Below are 19,288 nucleotides of genomic sequence, written 5' to 3'. Positions count from 1 at the left end.
AGGTCTGCAAGATAAGTCTAAAATATGAAAATTAAGCATCAACCAATTCAAAATCTAATTGCTTCTTGATTAAATCAGCATTTAAAACTTTGATTCTAACCGGACTACCTAATTGATACTTCACGCCAGTTCTTTTACCAACTAACGCGTGATTCTTCTCATCAAAAACAAAATGATCACTTTTCATGGCACGAGAACGAATCAAACCTTCGCAACGCGTTTCTGGAATTTCAACAAAAATACCATAATCTTGTACACCTGTAATAAATGCATCAAACGTCTGTCCAACAAACTGTTCCATGTATTTTACTTGCATATATTTGATTGATTCGCGTTCTGCCTCTGCAGCAATTTTTTCGCGAGAAGAACAATGTTTTGCTTTATCCTCGTAAATTGATGCTGCAGGAGATTTTTTTCCGTCCAAATAATCTTGTAACAAACGATGCGCAATCATGTCTGGATATCGACGAATTGGAGAAGTAAAATGTGTATAATGATCAAACGCTAATCCGTAATGTCCTATATTTTCTGTTGTATATTTTGCTTTTGCCATTGTACGCATTGCTAAAGTTTCTACCATGTTTTCTTCTGGTTTTCCTTTTACTTCTGCTAACAATTTGTTCATTGATTGAATGGTTGTTTTACGATCTCCAATCTCTAATTCATAACCAAATTGACGAATAAAGTTCTTAAGATCTAATAATTTATCTGGATTCGGATCATCGTGAACACGGTAGATATACGTATTATCGTTCTCTTTTCCATGTTTATCTAAACTAATAAATTCTGAAACTTTTTTGTTGCACAACAACATAAATTCTTCAATTAATTTATTCGAATCTTTTCCAATTTTGAAATAAATTCCAGTAGGATTATGAACTTCATCAAGATTAAATTTAACCTCAACTTTATCAAAATTAACTGCACCAACCTTCATGCGATGAGCACGCATATTTTTTGCTAAACGATCTAAAGTCAAGATTTCTTCTTTATAATCACCATCTTTTCCTTCGATAATTTCTTGTGCTTCTTCGTATGTAAAGCGTCTATCCGAATGGATTGCTGTTCTACCAAACCATGATTTTTTTACTTTTCCGTTGTCATCTAATTCAAAAACACCCGAAAAAGTATACTTATCTTCATTTGGACGTAACGAACACGCTACATTAGATAGTACTTCTGGTAGCATTGGTACAACACGGTCTACTAAATAAACAGATGTTGCACGTTTATAAGCCTCCTGTTCTATCAACATTCCTGGACGTACATAATGTGTGACATCCGCAATATGAACACCAATTTCCCAATTACCATTCTCTAATCTCTGAATAGATAAGGCATCATCAAAATCTTTTGCATCTTTCGGATCTATGGTAAAAGTTGGTACTTTACGCATATCACGACGTTTTGCAACTTCTCTCTCATCAATAGAAGTATCTAAATGATTTGCTTCAGCTTCTACATCTTCAGGAAATTTCTCTGGTAAATCATATTCTAACAAAATAGCATGAATTTCTACATCCGTATCATCTGGACTACCCAAAACTTGCGTAATTTCTCCGAATGGTGAATTAGATCCTTCTGGCCAATTTGTTAAACGAACAACAACTTTCTCGCCTGGTTGAGCATTGTTAATCTTCTCTTTTGGGATAAAGAAATCATGGTTACCATTTTGCATCGAAACAAAACCAAAATTTCCGTTCTTTCCTAACTCGAAAATACCTGTAAATTCAGTTTTATTACGTTCTATAATTTCGACAATTTCTCCTTCTGCTTTCGTTTGATTGGCGTGTTTTTTTGGATAAACATACACACGAACCGTATCGCCCATTAATGCATTTCTGGTTTTTCCTTTTTGTACAAAGACATCTTGTTCAAGACCATCAATAATAATGTAAGCACTTCCAGAAGAAGTTAAATCTGCAATACCAACCATATAATCGTTGGTTGCATTTATTTTATACTTACCACGTTCTACTTCAGAAATCTTTTTGTCTGCTAACAAGACATTTAGATTCTTCACCAATAATTCTACATCAATACGATTTGTTAATTGTAATGCTGATGCGATCTGCTTATAGTTTAAAGGTTTATTTGGGTTTTGAAATAAAACTTCGATGATAGACTTCGTAAACTTTGTTATGTTTTTGTCCTTTTTCGCCTTTGTATTTTTAAAATTTTTTCTTGGCATAATTTGATTTGTATCAAAATCTCAGGAATAAACTGAGATCGATTTATAAAAATAGTTAATAAATAAACATCTTAAGTTATTGAAAATCAAATAATTTTTAATAACTATTGATAAGATGTTAATAAACAACATAACCACTGCAAAGATAACATATCCTTTTTCTAAAATAACAATTAACAGCCAATTCTATGTTACGTTAAGGATAAGAATATTTGTAACGCTTTGAGTTATTGCGAAAATTGAGCCAAAAGAGTAAAACAATCAAGAACAGCTGAATAAATATTTATACTTTTGCTATGCTAATTATACAAAGATGACAGCAAAAAATAACTATCAAACTTACTTGATTAATTTAGATCGTGCGAAGGAACGATTAGATTTGATGCAAAACGAATTTGAGAAATGTAATTTATCATACGAAAGAATTTCTGCTGTTGATGCCAAAACACTTGATTCAAAATCATATAAAGTAAACAACAAATATGATCGTGATTTAGTTCCTGGAGAAATCGGTTGCTATTTGAGTCATGTGAAAACGCTAGAAACTTTTTTGGCTTCTGAAAATGAGTTTGCTGTAATTATAGAGGATGATGCTATTTTGGTTGATGATTTTAAATCTTCTATCGAGAAAGCGATGAATCAATATGATGATTTAGAAGGAAAAGATCATTGGGATGTTTTGAAGTTATTTAATGGAAAACGAAAGCATATCAAAATTGCTGATGTTGACCAAAAATATATTATTGCAGCTTGCGGAACAAGTATTCCGATCACTACAATTGCCGCAATTTGGACACGAAAGGCTGCGGAGAAGTTTTTAAATAAAGTTAAAACTCCACTTCCTACAATTCAGCGACCAATTGATTGTGATTTACAACATGCTTGGGAATTTGATTTGAGAATTTACAATCTTCTTCCATCACTTGTGAAACCAGCGCCAGTAGAAACGCAAATTCAGATTGATCGAAATCTAAAAAAAGCTAAATTATTAAAACAAATTAGCTATGAAGTCAATCGTGTGTTTCCGAAATATTTCTATTTAATCAATCATCATGGTTTCAAAAAATTCTATGATAGTTTTATTGCAAAGAAAAACGAACGTATTTCTTAGTTAACAATTTAAAAACTAAATAAATTACTGAATACAAACAAATTAACAACCTTTATCAACAGTTATAAACAATGTTAATTTCGATATAAAATACAAAAAAAAGCAGTTTCAAAAATTTTGAAACTGCTTTTTTACTTATAATAATTCGATACTTTCTTCTTTTAATTTCTCTTTTACTTTTCCGTCCCAAATACTCGCTTGTACTTCACCAATGTGTCTCGATTTCAACATAAACATACACATACGCGATTGCCCAATTCCACCTCCAATAGATTCTGTTAACTGATCATCTAACAACATCGAATGAAATAATAAGTTTTTACGATCCAAAGAATCTCTAATTTCTAATTGTTTCGTCAACGCTTCTTTATCCACACGAATTCCCATCGAGGATAATTCAAAAGCAGATTCCAAAACTGGATTCCAAACTAAAATATCACCATTCAAACCTCTAAAACCAGCACTATTTTCTGTACTCCAATCATCATAATCAGCGGCGCGTGCATCATGTAATTCTCCGTTACTCAATTCTCCTCCAATTCCATAAATAAAAACGGCTCCAAATTCTTTACAAATTGCATTTTCACGTTCTTTAGATGTAAATGTTGGATACTTTTGTAATAAATCTTCAGATGAAATAAAGGTAATTTGTTCTGGTAAAACAGCTTTCAATTGCGGATATTTCGCCTCTACATTTTGCTCCGTTTGTTTGATTACTTCATAAATTGATTTTACTGTCGAAAAAAGATAATCCAATTGGCGATCTTGTGGAACAATTACTTTTTCCCAATCCCACTGATCCACATAAATAGAGTGAATTGGCGAATAATCTTCGTCCGGACGCAAAGCGCGCATATCTGTTATAATTCCTTCGCCTGGTTCAATTTCTAATTCTTTCAAACGAATACGTTTCCATTTCGCCAAAGAATGTACAACCACCGCATTTTTATCATTCAAAGATTTTATAGGGAACTTTACAGGTCTTTCGATACTATTCAAATCATCATTAATACCTGTTCCATCCAAAACTACCAATGGTCCAGAAACTGGAATAATGTTTAATTCTTTTTGTAATCCTTTCGAAAATTCTTCTTTTACAAAAGAGATTGCTTGTTCTCTACGTAATAATGCTCTGCTCATCTTTTAATCTTTAAATGATTTGTTTTTTTAACTGATGTAAAAGTAGAACAGCTTCTATCAATAAATTTACTATTGACTTAAATTGGTTTAAAAATAGTTAATTTTAAATACAAAATATTATTTATAATTAAATATTTAAACTTTATAAGTGATTTAAATTTAATTTTTAAAATAAAAATCGATCAACTCTTACGAATTGACCGATTTTGTATCTTATATTAGATTTATAAAATTATCCGTTATATGAACAAGCAATTTTATCTACGCGCCCTTGGTGACGACCACCTTCAAATTCTGTTGCTAAAAATGTATTTACAATTTCCTCTGCATATTCATACGCAATAAAGCGTGCAGGTAAAGTTAACACATTTGCATTATTGTGTTGACGAGCTAACTTGGCAATATCCGTCATCCAACATAATGCAGCACGAATTCCTTGGTGTTTATTTGCAGTCATTGTAACGCCTTGCGCACTACCACAAATCAAAATTCCGAAATCTGCTTTTCCATCTTCTACAGCTTGTGCCGTTGGGTGTGCAAAATCAGGGTAATCAACACTCGCTGTTGAGAACGTGCCAAAATCCTCAACCTCAAACCCTTGACTTGTTAAAAAGGGTACTAATTTCTCCTTATAATCGAACCCAGCATGGTCCGCTCCGATTGCAATTTTCATTTAATTAACAGGTGTTTTTGTTGTTTTTGTTTAAATAATTGTAAATCAAATGTTAAGTAAAAGTAACAAGTTGTTAAAAGATGATTGAATAAATCTAATAACTTTTCGATAGAAAAATTTGGAAATCTGATTCAAAAAATCAATTAGAAATAAATCAATACAAGTCAAGTAAAAGTTTTCATTTTGGCATAAAAGATTTACACACCGTTATGAATAGTTTTCACAAAACTTCTTTTTAACAAAAGTTGTTTATCAACTAAAATGATAAATTGTTGATAGCATATCTAACTCTTTCATTACAAAACAAAATTACAAATAATAGCTTGTTAATTGCTATTAAATAAAATTTATCTCACTTTAGTTATCCACATATTAACAGTGCTAATAATAATAACATATTTTTCTTTTTTTAAAATTTAAAAATTAATTAAACTATATATATTATTATGAATTGTTAATAGTTGAAAATTGTGTTGAATGATTTTGAGATCAAAAATGAAACTTTGATTACTTTTGTGAAGTACAAATTTCAAACAAACTATGAAAACAATCAACGACTACAATTTTGAAAACAAGAAAGCATTAATTCGTGTTGACTTCAATGTTCCGCAAGATGAAAACTTAAATGTGACAGATGATACACGTATTAGAGCTGCAAAACCAACGATTGACAAAATATTGAAGGATGGTGGCGCTGTTGTTTTAATGAGTCATTTGGGACGTCCTAAAGGCGAATTTAATGACAAATATTCATTAAAACATATTGCATCAAAAGTTTCAGAAATTCTTGGCGTTGATGTAATCGTTGCAAATGATGTTATTGGCGATGATGCGAAACAAAAAGTTAGTAATCTAAAATCAGGCCAAGTTTTGTTATTGGAGAATGTTCGTTTCCATAATGAGGAAGAAGCTGGAGACAAAGACTTTGCAAAAGAATTGGCTCAATTTGGAGATATTTATGTGAACGATGCTTTCGGAACTGCGCACCGTGCACATGCTTCGACTGCAATTATTGCTGAGTTTTTTCCAGAAAATAAAGCTTTTGGTTTGTTAATGGAGCAAGAGTTAACAGCTATTAACAAAGTGTTAGCTGATGGAGAAAAACCTGTAACAGCGATACTTGGAGGTGCAAAGGTGTCTTCTAAAATTACAATTATCAACAATATTTTACCAGTTATTGATAACTTGATTATTGGTGGTGGAATGACGTATACATTTGTAAAAGCAAATGGAGGAAAAATAGGTAATTCGTTGGTGGAAGATGATAAATTAGATTTAGCGAAAGAAATTTTAGCTGAATGTGAAAAACATAATGTAAAAGTTTACTTACCAATTGATAATTTGATCGCAGATAATTTCAGTAATGATGCAAATACGCAAGTAACAAATGTTGGTGAAATTCCTGACGGTTGGATGGGAATGGATGTTGCTGATGAAACAATCAAACAAAATGCAGAAGTGATTAAAAATTCAAAAACAATTCTTTGGAATGGTCCATTAGGTGTTTTTGAAATGTCAAATTTTGCGAAAGGAACTGTTGCCTTAGGTGATGCAATTGCAGAAGCTACTGCAAACGGTGCTTTTTCACTTGTTGGTGGTGGAGATTCGGTTGCATTCGTAAAACAATTTGGTTACGACGACAAAGTAAGCTACGTTTCTACAGGAGGTGGAGCTATGTTAGAATCGTTGGAAGGAAAAGAATTACCAGGAGTTGCTGCAATTTTAAAATAAGACAACAATTTTTTAAGATAAATGAAGCTGAGCATTTGCTCGGCTTTTTTTGTGAATTTTAAAGTCATACTGAACTCGTTTCAGGATCACACTTTATGAGAAACTGAATTTATTTCTATTTGGTAATTGTTAATAGTAATAAATTGTTATTTAATGAATTAACTTCTTTTCAACCGAGTTATAAAAAGAATGTTCATAGCTTGGTTTATTACTCAAATTGTTAATAGTAAATTATTCAAAATAAATGAATTAAGAAGTTATGAATAGACTTTATTAAAGTTTGTGAATAATGATAAATTTAAGTTTGAATAAGGTAATTTGAAACAAAATTGTTAATTATAAAAGACTGATAAATAATAAATTAAAAAGTAATTAAGATAGTTTATCAAAAATTGTTGAAACTGAAATCTCCCTACAATTAGCCATTTTATTTGTAGAAAAGGATTGTTATATTCGTAATGATTTAATAATCAATCTATGAATGAATTTAACCAACGACTAAACGAAGTAGAAAGTCATTTGCAGCATAATGATCTTGATTTAGGCTATCGCCGATTAATTGATTGTGTGTTGGATTTGGGTGAGAAATCTTTTTACAAAGAGATTATTTCCTATTCGGATCTTTATTACACCGAAAATTCTACGAACGAAAATAAAACAAAGCAGGCTTTACAATTGGTAGAAAAGTTGAAACAAGCTTCTCCTCCGCCCTTTCAGAAAGAAGAAACGTTGATATCAACAAACAATATTGAAAAAGCTTATCATCGTCGAAATTTTAAACTTCATCCGATTACTTTTGATTTGAAATCACGCGAAGTTGTTGGACTAGTTGGAGAAAATGGAAATGGAAAAACAACTTTATTACGTTTGATTTGTGGTGAATTGAAACCAACTTCTGGCGAAATAAATTATCATTTTTCTAAAGCAAAACCGTTTAGTTTCGAGCTGAAAACTAAATTGGTTTATGTACCGCAACGAATAGAAGTTTTATATGGTTCGTTGATGGAAAATCTACAGTTTACCTTGACATGTTATGATATTTACAGCGAAGAAAATTGGTTGTTGGCAAATGTGATGTTAGCGCGTTTGGGGCTTTGGCCGTACAAGGATTTGCAATGGCGACAATTGTCGTCTGGTTATAAAATGCGATTCGAATTGGCACGAACGTTATTGCGTCGTCCAAAAGTCTTGTTATTAGACGAACCTTTGGCGAATTTGGATATTTTGGCGCAACAAATTATTCTCGAAGATTTGAAATTTTTATCACAATCTATTCGCAATCCTTTTGGAGTTATTTTGAGTTCTCAACAATTGTATGAAGTTGAAAAGGTATCGACAGAAGTTCTCTTTTTGGAGCAAGGAAAGCTTAAAATACAAGGAGATACAAATGAGTTGGAAGGTGATTTTACAATTGTTGAAATTGATGTTGAAAACACAAAAGAAGAGTTATTAACAGCTTTATCTAACATCGAAATTAAGCAAATAAAATTCAATGGAGGTTCGTATATCGCGTATTTTGATGATGAAATTTCGATGAATAAGATTCTGTCCGAAATAGGAAAATCATCATTGAACGTAAAATATATTCGAGATATTTCGAAATCAAGTCGTCGCTTTTTTGTCAATTAAAACCACCTAACTATGTTTAAAAAAATAAATCAAACTTTAATTACAAAATATCCACTGATTTGGAATCTGAAATTTATTTGGATTTTGTTGACGGTTTTAATTTTCAACTTGATTGCATTTATCAATGGTTTTTTGTTTTTTTCTAAAAAATCTCAGCTGCAAGAAAGTGGACTTTATGAAGTGTTTTTTAACTCAGGAATTGCAATTTATTATGTGTTAATTGGTGTAATTATAGGTGTGATTTGGCTTTATTTTTATATTAAAAATAATCGTTTCAAATCCAATTATCCAACCTCAATAAATTATTTGTTCAAAGAATTCTTAGCTGTATTCTTTATATTCTTTTTAATGTTTTATGTGCCAAATTCGTTCAAAGCTGGTCTGAAATTACGAGTTTCAAATTATATGAGCGAAGAACAATATTTGAAAGATATTGACATTATTAACAGAACGCAAGGTTTTACGCTTCAATCAGGTTTTGGGTACGATAATTATTCGAGAAATTTACCTGTTCCAGCTTTTGATTCGTTGGTTTCGGAAAAGGAAACAAGAGAGTTATATGATAAAAATAAAAAAGAATATTTAATAACAAATCCACATGATTCGTATGATGTTTTTTTGGAGCCGTATTTCCGAAATCCTGAATATGAAACGTTATTAAGAGATTATTTTCCCGAAAGATTTAGTTATTCTAAAATTTATTTTAATCAAACTTATCAACCTTTAAAAAAGAATAATTCATCTACAGAGTCATTTCAAGAAGAAACTACTTATGCTTTAGATTCTGTTGCAATAGGTATAGATTCTGTTGCGTATGCAAGTCCTGTAAATGCTTCAGAAAAACCACAAACGTATTTTAACTTAGCAAGTTTGTATAATTATAGTTTTTTGGCTTTTCAAAATCCAAAAGATTCTGCTTTAAATCATCAATTTTATGATAAACAATGGATTGCTTTGTTGCAAAAAAATGATCGAAAAGCTATTGAAATTTTATTGAATAATTATACCGATTTACTAAAAAAACAAGAAATTGGTTATCAGTTCAAACATAAAAATTGGATTGATTATTTGCCTCAATATCCGTATTATTTTATTGATCATAAACTAATTTATTTAGATGATAAACAAGCTCCAGATAACAAACTGAATGATTATATCAACCAAGATAGTTTGAACAAGGTGTATGAAAATATCGAGTTTGCGAAATACAATTCCACATGGTTAGAGTATATTCAATACTATTTATTAATTGCTTTAATCATTACAGTTTTGATTATTACGTTCAGATTTAGTTCGTTCAAAGTTTGGTTAATTTCGTTGATTGGTGCAGGAATTTTGGCAATTTTAGGAAGCGTTTTCGGCATTTCTATCGAAGCAAGTATTGGCTATACAAGATTTTCACCTTACATAATTTTATTTGTTTTTTACATTGCATTTATAGCGATTACACTAGTTGGTTTACGTTCCAAAAAATATAAAGTATTAACAGGTGTTAATCTTAATTGGTTTGTTGCAACTAATATTTTTATAGGAATAGTGATGCTTAGTTTTTACACAGATTTGCGAACAGAAATGTTGTATGATCCTAAAGCTGTAACAAGTGTTTATGATTTAAAACAAACAAATGAAGAATTATTAATGTTACAACAGTTTGCAGAATTTTATCTCTACATCAATCCAATTTTATATTTAATAAGTTTTTATTTCATCATCAATCTTTACAAAAAATGGCAAGCAATGCCAGAAGAATAGTTAAAAAAATCCACTCAATTTTGAGTGGATTTTTTTTAATTTAATTCTTTTCCCAATAATTTTCCAGTTGATTCGTAAGCCGAAGCAATACGACCATACTCCATCACAAAATCATTTTTACCAGAAGTTCCTCTTACTTTATCAGATTTTATAGAAAGTAAAACATTAGAAGGATTTGCAGTTTCTACAAAGTTTAATGTAGTACTTAATTTTGCAGGTTCTATAACTATACCTGCATGATAACCAGGATAAATCCATTCTGAATTAACGATTAAAGTATATTTAGCTGATGAATCTTTTACAAAACTATATTTTTTTGATTTAGATGTACCTTTTATAAATTTATCCAGATAATCAACATCTTTACTTTCATTCCAGCTAGTAATCCATTCTTTCCAATATTTTTCGCCTCTTTTAGGATTTTCTAAAACATCTTTTTCGCGCTTTTCTAGATATTCAGCTTCTGTCTTATTTTCATCATAAAACTTAACATTATCAAAGATAAGTTTGACATTAATCTCTTTTTGATCTTTTAGAAAATCTGTATTTCCAGATAAAATTTGAATTTTTTGTCCGAAAGATAGAATGCCTAACATTAAGCAAATAGCCAATAAATAATTCTTCATAGTGTATTTTTTTTTTGTTAGAATAAAAATATATTATTTTTAAATAGCTGTTATATAAATTATTAAAATAAATAGTTATAAGTAGTATTACGTACTACATTTGTCTTAACAAAGTTTAACAATATTGTATGAAAGTTTTAAAGTCTAATACAATTGTAATTGTTAATTTTAGAGGAAATTTGAATCAAAACTATAAAAACTAATTTCAACGAAATTTTGGATATACAACTTTTAAACCAACAGATTGAAGCGAAAAGCGAAAGTATTGCTCGCTTAACTTCGGAAATTAATAAAACGATTATTGGACAAGAAAAAATGATCGAAAGTCTTTTGATTGGCTTGTTAGGTAATGGACATGTTTTATTAGAAGGTGTTCCTGGATTAGCAAAAACATTAGCTATCAAAACATTATCTGATGCTGTTGACGGATCTTTTTCTCGTATTCAGTTTACACCAGATTTACTTCCAGCAGATGTTGTGGGAACATTAATTTATAATGTAAAAGAAAACGATTTTCGTATCAAAAAAGGACCAATTTTCGCTAATTTCGTTTTAGCAGATGAGATTAACCGCTCGCCAGCAAAAGTGCAATCTGCGTTGTTAGAGGCAATGCAAGAGCGTCAAGTAACAATTGGTGACGAAACATATCCATTGCAAAAACCTTTCTTAGTTTTAGCAACACAAAATCCTGTTGAACAAGAAGGAACTTATCCTTTACCAGAAGCTCAAGTTGACCGTTTTATGATCAAAACGGTGATTACTTATCCAGAATTTGAAGCAGAGCGTTTGATTTTGAGAAACTCAATCAATCAAACTTTTCCAAAAATTGAAAAAGTGATTACCATTCAAGAATTATTGGATGCGCGCGAAATGGTGAAACAAGTTTACATGGACGAAAAAATTGAAAAATATATTTTGGATATTATTTTCGCAACTCGTTTTCCAGATAAAGTTGGATTAGAAAAATTAGTACCAATGATTTCTTTCGGTTCTTCGCCTCGTGGATCTATCAATTTAGCACAAGCTGCAAAGGTGTACGCTTTTTTACGCAAACGTGCTTACGTAATACCAGACGATGTACGTGCAATGGCAAAAGATGTGTTGCGCCACCGTATCGGAATTAGTTACGAAGCAGAAGCAGAAAATGTAACGCCAGAAGAAATTATCGATAATATTCTGAACGTAGTTCCAGTTCCTTAGATCAATCTCAAAAATTAATTAAATTTTGGATGCAAAAGAAATCATCAAACGTGTAAAACGTATTGAGCTAAAAAGCAAGCGCAAAGCAAGCAACCTTTTTATGGGTGAATATCAAAGTTCATTCAAAGGAAGAGGTATGATTTTTAGTGAGATTCGTCCTTATCAATACGGAGATGATGTTCGTAATATTGACTGGAATAAAACTGCACGATATAGCGAACCATATGTAAAAGTTTTTGAAGAAGAACGTGAATTAACCATGTATTTGTTGGTTGATGTTTCAAATTCTGAAAACTTCGGAACGCGCAAGCAAATTAAAATGGAAACAATTGCTGAATTAAGTGCAACTTTAGCATTTTCAGCAACAACATATAATGATAAAGTAGGTTTGATTTTATATTCGGATCAGATTGAAAAATTTATACCACCAAAAAAAGGAAAACAACACGTTTTGCGAATGGTGAGAGAAATTGTTTCGTACGAACCAAAAAGTAAAAAAACAGATTTAGCTGCAACGCTAGAAACTTTTATGAATTTAGCTCGTCGAAAATCCAATGTTTTTATCTTATCAGATTTTATTGATTCTTCTGATTACGAAAAAGCGCTACGAATTGTGGCAAAAAAACATGATGTAACAGCAATTAGAGTGTATGACGAAAAAGAACAATCTTTTCCAGACATAGGGTTGGTTCATGTACAAGATAATGAAACGGGAGAAATTCGTTTGATTGACACTTCTTCCAAAAAATTGCGTCAACAATATGCACAATATTACCGCGATTTGGATCAACGTTATCAATCCATATTCAAAAAAAATAATTCTGGCGCATTAAGTATTCGCACCGACGAAGATTACATTCGCCCATTGTTAAATTACTTTAAAAGTCATAAAGCCTAATGAAGAATTTATTGCTTTTAGTAAGTTTTTTCATCTTTCAATTTTCTTTTGGACAAACTTTAACGCCAAAAGTAGATCGTACGTCAATCAAAATTGGCGAACCGATTAAATACGAAGTAAAAGTAGATTACAAAGAAGGAGATAAAATTATTTTTCCAACGATTACAGATTCTCTAAGTCATCACATTGAAGTTTTAGGGAATAAAATTGATACTGTAAAAACAGACGGAAAATCAGAAATTGTTCAACATTTAGAATTGACTGGATACGATGCCGGAAAATTTAATATTCCGTCAATTTCTATCCAAAAAAACGGAGAAGTTTTAACTACAAAACAGCTTGAGATTGATATTCAGGATATTGCAGTTGATACCACAAAAAATGCAATTTTTCCAATAAAACCAGTCATGGAAGAAGAATATTCTATGCGCGATTATTGGAACAAATATTGGATTTACGGAATTGTAGCATTGGCTCTTTTTATCATCGCAATAGTATTAATTATCTTATATATTCGTGCAAAATCTAAAATTTCAGGTGAAAAAGGGTATAAAACACCTTATGATGAAGCAAAAGCAAGCTTAAAAGCTTTAGATGCTAAAAAATACTTGAAACGTGGTGAGCAAAAAGAATATTATACACAGTTATCATTTATTGTAAGAAGGTATTTAGGTAGAATTTATCACTTTTCTGCTTTAGAAATATTATCAGATGATTTGGTGAGATATGTTGCAACAAAACCAGATATTTTACCAGAAGATGTACAGAAATTTAAACAATTTTTGTTTGATGCAGATTTAGTCAAATTTGCGAAACAACAATTTGACGATCCAACAAATGAAACACATCGAAAATGGGTAGAAGAATTTGTAGATCGTGTAAAACCTTTAGAAATTCCGGAAAACGAAGATCTAAAGAAAGATCAAGTAACAGGAGAAAAATATAAACAGTTTAATAATAATTAGGAATGCTAAATTTTGAGTTTCAAAATCCTTGGATCTTGCTCTTATTGCTTGCTTTACCATTTTTCATATTCAGAGAAATTCGTAAAACAAGCCAGAAAAAAGCATCCTTAAAATTACCTTCGTTAGTAGCATTTGGTGGGGCTAAAAGTTCGTTAGCAACTTACAAACCTTTGTTATTTTTGATGCGAATAATTGCAATAGCTTTGTGCATCGTAGCCTTAGCAAGACCGCGTTATGTGGATGTAACTACAAAAGTAAAATCAGACGAAGGAGTAGATATTTTATTAACTGTAGATACATCATTGAGTATGTTAGCGCGTGACTTGAAACCAGATCGTTTAACTGCGCTGAAAGATGTGGCTAAAGATTTTGCAGCTGGTCGTAAAACGGATAGAGTTGGTTTAGTAGAGTATTCTGGAGAAGCGTTGACAAGAGTTCCATTAACAACAGATCGTGATGTATTGACCCAAGAAATTGAATTATTACATTCGGGTAGTTTATCAGACGGAACTGCAATTGGAGTTGGTTTAGCAACAGCAGTTAATCATCTTAAAAATAGTAAAGCAAAATCTAAAGTAGTTATTCTAATTACAGATGGTGTAGAAAGTATTAACCCTTCAGGAGATTTGATGTATGTTTCGCCAAGACAAGCAGCAGAAATTGCTGAACAAAAAGGAATAAAAGTATATACAATAGGTATCGGAACTAATGGAATGGCACCAATGCCAGTTGGGTACGATATGTTGGGAGACTACATGTTTGAGCCGCGTCCTGTAGAAATTGATGAAAAATTATTGACAGAGATTGCAGATAAAACAGGAGGATTATATTTCCGAGCTACAAACAATAAAAGTTTAAAAGACATTTACCAAGAGATTGATAAGTTAGAAAAATCAGAAATTAACGAAGTCAAATATTATAATTATACCGAATTGTTTGCACATTTTTTATTACCTGCATTTATTTTATTGGTGTTAGAAGCAATTTTACGTCGAACAGTTTTTAAAGAATTAATCTAATGCAGTGGGGAGATTTAAATAATATTTGGTTAATGATTTTACTAGTTGTCGTTATTTATTTATCGATGGCAGTTTATCAGTGGCGCGAAAGAGTAAAGAAAACCTTTGCAGACAAAGAGTTGTTTCCTTTTGTTTTTCCTATCACTTCCTCTAAACGATATGGATTCAAAATCGTAGCATTTTGTATTGCCTTGTTTTTAATGGTAATCGCTTTGATGGATCCTTTGTATGGTAATCGAGATGTGCAAGTAAAACGGGAAGGAATTGATATGGTTTTCTTATTAGATCTTTCTAGCTCTATGAATGCGCAAGATGTAGCTCCTTCTCGCTTAGAAAAAGCAACTAAATTAATTACAGAAACTTTAGGACAATTAGGCGGCGATCGTGCTTCGTTGGTTGCGTTTGCAGCAAATGCTTACACAATTTCTCCATTGACAAATGATTATGCTGCGATAGAAAGTTATTTGCAAAATGTTAATACTGAGTTAATTTCGAGTCAAGGAACAAATTACTTAAATGCAATTCAAGAAGTGGCAAAAACGTTCAAAGGTTCTGCAAATACAAGTAAATTAATTGTCTTAATTTCGGATGGTGAAGATAATGAAGACACTGTAAATCAAGCTTCAAAAATAGCAAAAGATAACGGAATTCATATTGTAACAATTGGTGTTGGAACAGAGAAAGGAGGACCAATTCCTGTTTACTACAATGGCTATGCAGAGGATTATAAAAAGGATGAAACGGGAAGTACTGTTATTTCTAAACTTGAAGATAAAAATCTGCGCGAATTGGCGAGAACAACAAATGGAACTTATATTCATTTAGATAATACGCAAGATGCTTTATCCGAACTTTCTATGTATAAAGCAAAGTTGGATAAAAACGAAATTGCTAACTCTACAACGCGTGATATGAACCACATTTATCAATGGTTTTTAGCTGTTGCAGTAGCGCTACTTTTTGTGGAATTATTAACATCTGAATATAAGATTTTTAACAAAAAGAAATAGTAAGTTTGTATGGTAAAATGATGTACTTTTTAAAACAAATAGGATTTTTAGGAATAATGCTTTTATCTGTTTTTGGTTTTAGTCAATCAAAAGCGAAAAGCTACATTATCGAGGGCAACGAATATTATCAGAAAGGAAAATTTGATAATGCCGAATATGCCTACAAAAAAGCTGCAATAGAGGATCCTACTTCTGTTAAAGCAAACTACAATTTAGGAAATGCGTTGTTCCAACAAAAACGCTACAAAGAAAGTATCACACATTACAAACGTTCTGCTGAAATTTCAAAAACAAATGGTGATAAACATTTAGCTTATCACAATTTGGGGAATGCATTTATGCAAGAAAAAGATTATCAAAATGCTGTTGATAATTATAAAGAAGCCTTGAAAAGTGATCCAAAGGATGATGCAACTCGATACAATTATGCTTTAGCAAAGAAAATGTTAGAGAAAGAAAAAGAGAAGCAGAAAGACCCAAAAAACAAGGATAATAAGAAAGATCAGAATCAACAGAATAAAAACGATCAGAAAAATCAACAACAAAATAAACAGAATCAACAAAACCAAAATAACCAACAGAATAAGCAAAATCAGTCGCAACAGCAACAATCTGATCAGCAAAAACAACAAAATCAAGGAGGAAATCCTAAATCTGGTGGCGAAAATGGAAATGATAAAGGTCAAGGAAGTAATCAATCTCCTGAAATAAAACAAGGAAATAAAGGAGGTGATGACCAAAATAATGCTAAGAATAGTATGGGAGATGGTTTACTGAAAGCATTACAAGATCAGGAAGCCAAAACTCAACGTAAAATTATTCAGCAAAAAGCAGAAAAACAACGAACAACAACATCTAAGGATTGGTAATGACAACAGCAAGAGTTTATCATAGCTTTTTATTGTTAGCCTTAACGTCTATCACGGCGTTAGCACAACAAATTTCTTTTAAATCTGAATGTGATAAAAAACAAGTCAGTTTAGGAGAAGCATTTAGTGTGGCTTTTTATATCGAATCTAATACAGATGGTTATTCGATTGATAAACCTATGAAATATCCAAGTCATAATGGTTTACAAATTGTGGGCGAACAACGCTCTCAAAACGTTTCTTACGTTAACGGAAAAGGAGTTATAGAAGACGGAATTATCTTAGCTTTTGTTGGAGAAAAAGAAGGTAAATACCGAATAGGAGCTGCTAAAATTGTGATTAATGGTAAAACGTATACATCGAAACCTGTAGATGTTGTCGTAAAAGGAACTGGACTGGCACATAGTAGCCTAAGAAGTAACAATAGTCAGCCTGTTTTTTTACAAAGTAATGTATCTAAATCAAATCCTTATGTAAATGAGCAAGTAGGATTATCTGTTAAATTATATGTAAAAGATTTATCTTATCTTAATCGTAAACAAAACTTTAGACAAGGTAATTTAGATGGATTAAGCCCAAAAATTGTAAAAAGTTCTCCCGAAAATATCAAACAAGAAATTGTAGGTGGAAAACAATATTTTTCTGAAGAAATTGCACGTTATTATGTTTTTCCTCAGAAACCAGGGAAAATAGAAATCGAACCTTTTTCGGTAGATGTTATTGTGCCAACAACATACGGAGCAGAGCCAGTTGAAGTGCGAAGTAACAAAGTTGTAATTAATGCAAAAGCATTACCAGAAGAAGGAAAACCAAAGAACTTTAGTGGTGCTGTTGGTCAATTTAAAATGAATACTTCGGTAGATAAAAAAGAAGTTTCTGCTAACGAAAGTGTAAATTTTGATGTAGAAATTGTAGGTTCAGGAAATTTTAATATCATCAATTTACCAGAAGTTAAAACCTCTAGTAATCTTGAGAAATTTGCGCCTAAAAAACGTGATGCTTACAAAACGTATGATACTGGAATGAAAGGGAAAGTAGCTGAACAAACCGTTTTAGTTCCTAATTTTGGAGGAGAATACACCATTTCGCCTGTAGAATTCTCTTATTTCGATCCAGTTAAAGAAAAATATTTTACCTTAAAATCAGACTCGATTAATTTATCCGTTTCAGGATCAAAGGCGCCAAAAGATTTAGCTTCGGATAATTCTGAATCTACTTCGGATAATATGATTACGGACAAAATCGAAGAGATGACGAATGACGTTAAGGAAGGAAAAAGTGGATGGCTTTGGTTAACAGGTGGTGTTATTGCTGCTAGTGCTGTTGGTTTGTTTGCAATGAGAAGAAAAAATAATTCTTTGCCAGAGAAACAACCAGAACTTGAACCTAAAATCAAACCTCTTAACGAGCAAAATAATTTTGATGCATATCAACCAAAAACTGAAACGCAGAAATTTACGTTAGTCGAGAAACCTGTTATAAATTCTAATTCAGTTACAACTGGATTAGCAGAGCTAAAACTGAAGGTTAATGAAGTTGATCAAAAAGATTTTTATCAATTACAAGAAAATATTTTGTGTAACGTGGCGATGTGTAAAACGAATACAGATTTGGCAAATTTCTCAGACCAAAGTATTGTAGATATTATGCTAAAAAATGGTACGCAGCAAGCTGTTGTTGAACAATGGCAGTTGTTGTTGAATAATGCAAGACAAGCAAAATATGCTTTTGGTGGATTAAACCAAAATCTAGATGAAGTTTATGAAGCGACAGTAAATGTTGCCGAAGAAATAATGAGGAAATAAATAATAATAAAATATAAAAACAACAAAGGCTAATCAAATTTGATTAGCCTTTGTTGTTTTAGTCTTTTCTCCCAACATATTGTATGCCAGAAAGTAATTTTTTTGTATTTACTTTTATCTCACTTCCATCAATGCTTACACCATCTGTACTAATTTTTCCGTTTGATCCTACTTTTGTTTTTCCGACAGAAACACCATCTTTTCCGACAGAAATATTTTCGTAATCTTTTTGACTGATTCCTACGCAATCAACCGGATTATTAGCCGAAACAATTACTTGTTCGTCTTCATAAGTTACGCAACCAACGTTAATTTGATATTTTCCGACCAACTGTTTCGGAATCGTATAAATAGATTTTCCATCACTATTTAAGTAAGAAATGGCGTATATTTTTTTGTTTGGAATCAAGTTTTCTATCCAAATTTTCTTCGAAGATTTAGTATCCTTCACAATGTTTACATCGTTCTCACTATCACGATATTCATCAGGAGCAGTTAACGCAACTTGGTTATATCTTCCTGTTACTTGGGCGTTCGTACTACTTGCAAAAGCCGTTACAAGTATAGTAGCTAAAAAGAGTTTTTTCATATTTGATTGATTTTGTTGTGTATTAAGATTATTCAAAAACAACTCCAAACTTCAATTCGTCTATCAAATTTGACAATTCG

The 19,288-nt window shown here is 31.4% G+C and carries 16 protein-coding genes; 11 read left to right on the top strand and 5 right to left on the bottom strand.

From position 1 onward, the window contains the following. Positions 1 to 31: 31 nt before the first annotated feature. Positions 32 to 2,191 carry a ribonuclease R gene (rnr, locus tag QHG34_RS07325; RefSeq protein WP_282629557.1) on the bottom strand — a complete coding sequence of 720 codons (2,160 nt, stop codon included), beginning with the start codon at positions 2,189 to 2,191 and terminating at the stop codon, positions 32 to 34. Positions 2,192 to 2,504: 313 nt separating this feature from the next. On the opposite strand from rnr, the gene QHG34_RS07320 reads away from it, so the two are divergent. After that, on the top strand, positions 2,505 to 3,302 hold the full coding sequence (locus QHG34_RS07320; RefSeq protein ID WP_282629556.1) for a glycosyltransferase family 25 protein: 798 nt from the start codon (positions 2,505 to 2,507) through the stop codon (positions 3,300 to 3,302). 135 nt (positions 3,303 to 3,437) lie between these two features. On the opposite strand, the gene asnA is transcribed toward QHG34_RS07320, so the two are convergent. Then, positions 3,438 to 4,442, bottom strand: a complete 1,005-nt coding sequence (asnA, locus tag QHG34_RS07315) for an aspartate--ammonia ligase (protein ID WP_282629555.1) — start codon at positions 4,440 to 4,442, stop codon at positions 3,438 to 3,440. A gap of 232 nt (positions 4,443 to 4,674) precedes the next feature. Then, complete coding sequence (gene rpiB, locus QHG34_RS07310; protein ID WP_180905532.1) at positions 4,675 to 5,115, bottom strand: ribose 5-phosphate isomerase B; 441 nt, start codon at positions 5,113 to 5,115, stop codon at positions 4,675 to 4,677. A gap of 540 nt (positions 5,116 to 5,655) precedes the next feature. Here rpiB and QHG34_RS07305 point away from each other — a divergent pair. The 3 genes from QHG34_RS07305 to QHG34_RS07295 all read left to right on the top strand — a co-directional run bounded on the left by QHG34_RS07305 (position 5,656) and on the right by QHG34_RS07295 (position 10,227). Further along, on the top strand, positions 5,656 to 6,846 hold the full coding sequence (locus QHG34_RS07305; RefSeq protein WP_282629554.1) for a phosphoglycerate kinase: 1,191 nt from the start codon (positions 5,656 to 5,658) through the stop codon (positions 6,844 to 6,846). A gap of 477 nt (positions 6,847 to 7,323) precedes the next feature. Further along, on the top strand, positions 7,324 to 8,475 hold the full coding sequence (locus QHG34_RS07300; protein WP_282629553.1) for an ABC transporter ATP-binding protein: 1,152 nt from the start codon (positions 7,324 to 7,326) through the stop codon (positions 8,473 to 8,475). A gap of 12 nt (positions 8,476 to 8,487) precedes the next feature. Next, positions 8,488 to 10,227 (top strand): hypothetical protein, encoded by a 1,740-nt coding sequence (locus QHG34_RS07295; protein ID WP_282629552.1) that lies wholly within the window; start codon positions 8,488 to 8,490, stop codon positions 10,225 to 10,227. A gap of 35 nt (positions 10,228 to 10,262) precedes the next feature. Here the strand turns inward: QHG34_RS07295 and QHG34_RS07290 are convergent, their stop codons facing one another. After that, positions 10,263 to 10,853 carry a hypothetical protein gene (locus QHG34_RS07290; protein WP_282629551.1) on the bottom strand — a complete coding sequence of 197 codons (591 nt, stop codon included), beginning with the start codon at positions 10,851 to 10,853 and terminating at the stop codon, positions 10,263 to 10,265. Positions 10,854 to 11,069: 216 nt separating this feature from the next. Between QHG34_RS07290 and QHG34_RS07285 the strand changes: the two genes are divergently transcribed. From QHG34_RS07285 to QHG34_RS07255, 7 genes are read left to right on the top strand one after another with little or no spacing between them, the layout of a single operon-like run. Continuing rightward, the gene (locus QHG34_RS07285) at positions 11,070 to 12,053 is read left to right on the top strand and encodes an AAA family ATPase (protein ID WP_282629550.1); all 984 of its coding nucleotides are present in this window, start codon (positions 11,070 to 11,072) and stop codon (positions 12,051 to 12,053) included. Between the two features lie 25 nt (positions 12,054 to 12,078). Continuing rightward, a complete protein-coding gene (locus tag QHG34_RS07280) occupies positions 12,079 to 12,951 on the top strand; it encodes a DUF58 domain-containing protein (protein ID WP_282629549.1) in 873 nt (290 codons plus the stop codon). Then, complete coding sequence (locus tag QHG34_RS07275; RefSeq protein ID WP_282629548.1) at positions 12,951 to 13,916, top strand: BatD family protein; 966 nt, start codon at positions 12,951 to 12,953, stop codon at positions 13,914 to 13,916. The genes QHG34_RS07280 and QHG34_RS07275 overlap by 1 nt, the downstream gene beginning before the upstream one ends. A gap of 2 nt (positions 13,917 to 13,918) precedes the next feature. Then, positions 13,919 to 14,935, top strand: coding sequence for a vWA domain-containing protein (locus tag QHG34_RS07270; protein WP_282629547.1), 1,017 nt, complete (start codon positions 13,919 to 13,921; stop codon positions 14,933 to 14,935). After that, positions 14,935 to 15,945 carry a vWA domain-containing protein gene (locus QHG34_RS07265; protein ID WP_282629546.1) on the top strand — a complete coding sequence of 337 codons (1,011 nt, stop codon included), beginning with the start codon at positions 14,935 to 14,937 and terminating at the stop codon, positions 15,943 to 15,945. The genes QHG34_RS07270 and QHG34_RS07265 overlap by 1 nt, the downstream gene beginning before the upstream one ends. Positions 15,946 to 15,962: 17 nt before the next feature. Then, positions 15,963 to 16,814: a tetratricopeptide repeat protein gene (locus QHG34_RS07260; RefSeq protein WP_282629545.1), complete on the top strand. Its 852-nt coding sequence runs from the start codon at positions 15,963 to 15,965 to the stop codon at positions 16,812 to 16,814. After that, on the top strand, positions 16,814 to 18,619 hold the full coding sequence (locus QHG34_RS07255) for a BatD family protein (protein WP_282629544.1): 1,806 nt from the start codon (positions 16,814 to 16,816) through the stop codon (positions 18,617 to 18,619). Before QHG34_RS07260 ends, QHG34_RS07255 begins: the two co-directional genes overlap by 1 nt. A gap of 58 nt (positions 18,620 to 18,677) precedes the next feature. Here the strand turns inward: QHG34_RS07255 and QHG34_RS07250 are convergent, their stop codons facing one another. Next, positions 18,678 to 19,208 carry a hypothetical protein gene (locus QHG34_RS07250; protein ID WP_282629543.1) on the bottom strand — a complete coding sequence of 177 codons (531 nt, stop codon included), beginning with the start codon at positions 19,206 to 19,208 and terminating at the stop codon, positions 18,678 to 18,680. Positions 19,209 to 19,288: the final 80 nt, after the last annotated feature.

The organism is Empedobacter sedimenti, assembly GCF_030005555.1.
GTDB lineage: Bacteria > Bacteroidota > Bacteroidia > Flavobacteriales > Weeksellaceae > Empedobacter > Empedobacter sedimenti.
Note: the sequence above shows the minus strand (reverse complement) of the source record. Positions and strands in the feature narration are given on the sequence as shown.

Excerpts from the sequence above, each read along its gene's own strand:
- rnr (WP_282629557.1), bottom strand. The coding sequence starts at position 2,191 with ATGCCAAGAAAAAATTTTAAAAATACAAAGGCGAAAAAGGACAAAAAC.
- QHG34_RS07320 (WP_282629556.1), top strand. The coding sequence starts at position 2,505 with ATGACAGCAAAAAATAACTATCAAACTTACTTGATTAATTTAGATCGT.
- asnA (WP_282629555.1), bottom strand. The coding sequence starts at position 4,442 with ATGAGCAGAGCATTATTACGTAGAGAACAAGCAATCTCTTTTGTAAAA.
- rpiB (WP_180905532.1), bottom strand. The coding sequence starts at position 5,115 with ATGAAAATTGCAATCGGAGCGGACCATGCTGGGTTCGATTATAAGGAG.
- QHG34_RS07305 (WP_282629554.1), top strand. The coding sequence starts at position 5,656 with ATGAAAACAATCAACGACTACAATTTTGAAAACAAGAAAGCATTAATT.
- QHG34_RS07300 (WP_282629553.1), top strand. The coding sequence starts at position 7,324 with ATGAATGAATTTAACCAACGACTAAACGAAGTAGAAAGTCATTTGCAG.
- QHG34_RS07295 (WP_282629552.1), top strand. The coding sequence starts at position 8,488 with ATGTTTAAAAAAATAAATCAAACTTTAATTACAAAATATCCACTGATT.
- QHG34_RS07290 (WP_282629551.1), bottom strand. The coding sequence starts at position 10,853 with ATGAAGAATTATTTATTGGCTATTTGCTTAATGTTAGGCATTCTATCT.
- QHG34_RS07275 (WP_282629548.1), top strand. The coding sequence starts at position 12,951 with ATGAAGAATTTATTGCTTTTAGTAAGTTTTTTCATCTTTCAATTTTCT.
- QHG34_RS07270 (WP_282629547.1), top strand. The coding sequence starts at position 13,919 with ATGCTAAATTTTGAGTTTCAAAATCCTTGGATCTTGCTCTTATTGCTT.
- QHG34_RS07265 (WP_282629546.1), top strand. The coding sequence starts at position 14,935 with ATGCAGTGGGGAGATTTAAATAATATTTGGTTAATGATTTTACTAGTT.
- QHG34_RS07260 (WP_282629545.1), top strand. The coding sequence starts at position 15,963 with ATGATGTACTTTTTAAAACAAATAGGATTTTTAGGAATAATGCTTTTA.
- QHG34_RS07255 (WP_282629544.1), top strand. The coding sequence starts at position 16,814 with ATGACAACAGCAAGAGTTTATCATAGCTTTTTATTGTTAGCCTTAACG.
- QHG34_RS07250 (WP_282629543.1), bottom strand. The coding sequence starts at position 19,208 with ATGAAAAAACTCTTTTTAGCTACTATACTTGTAACGGCTTTTGCAAGT.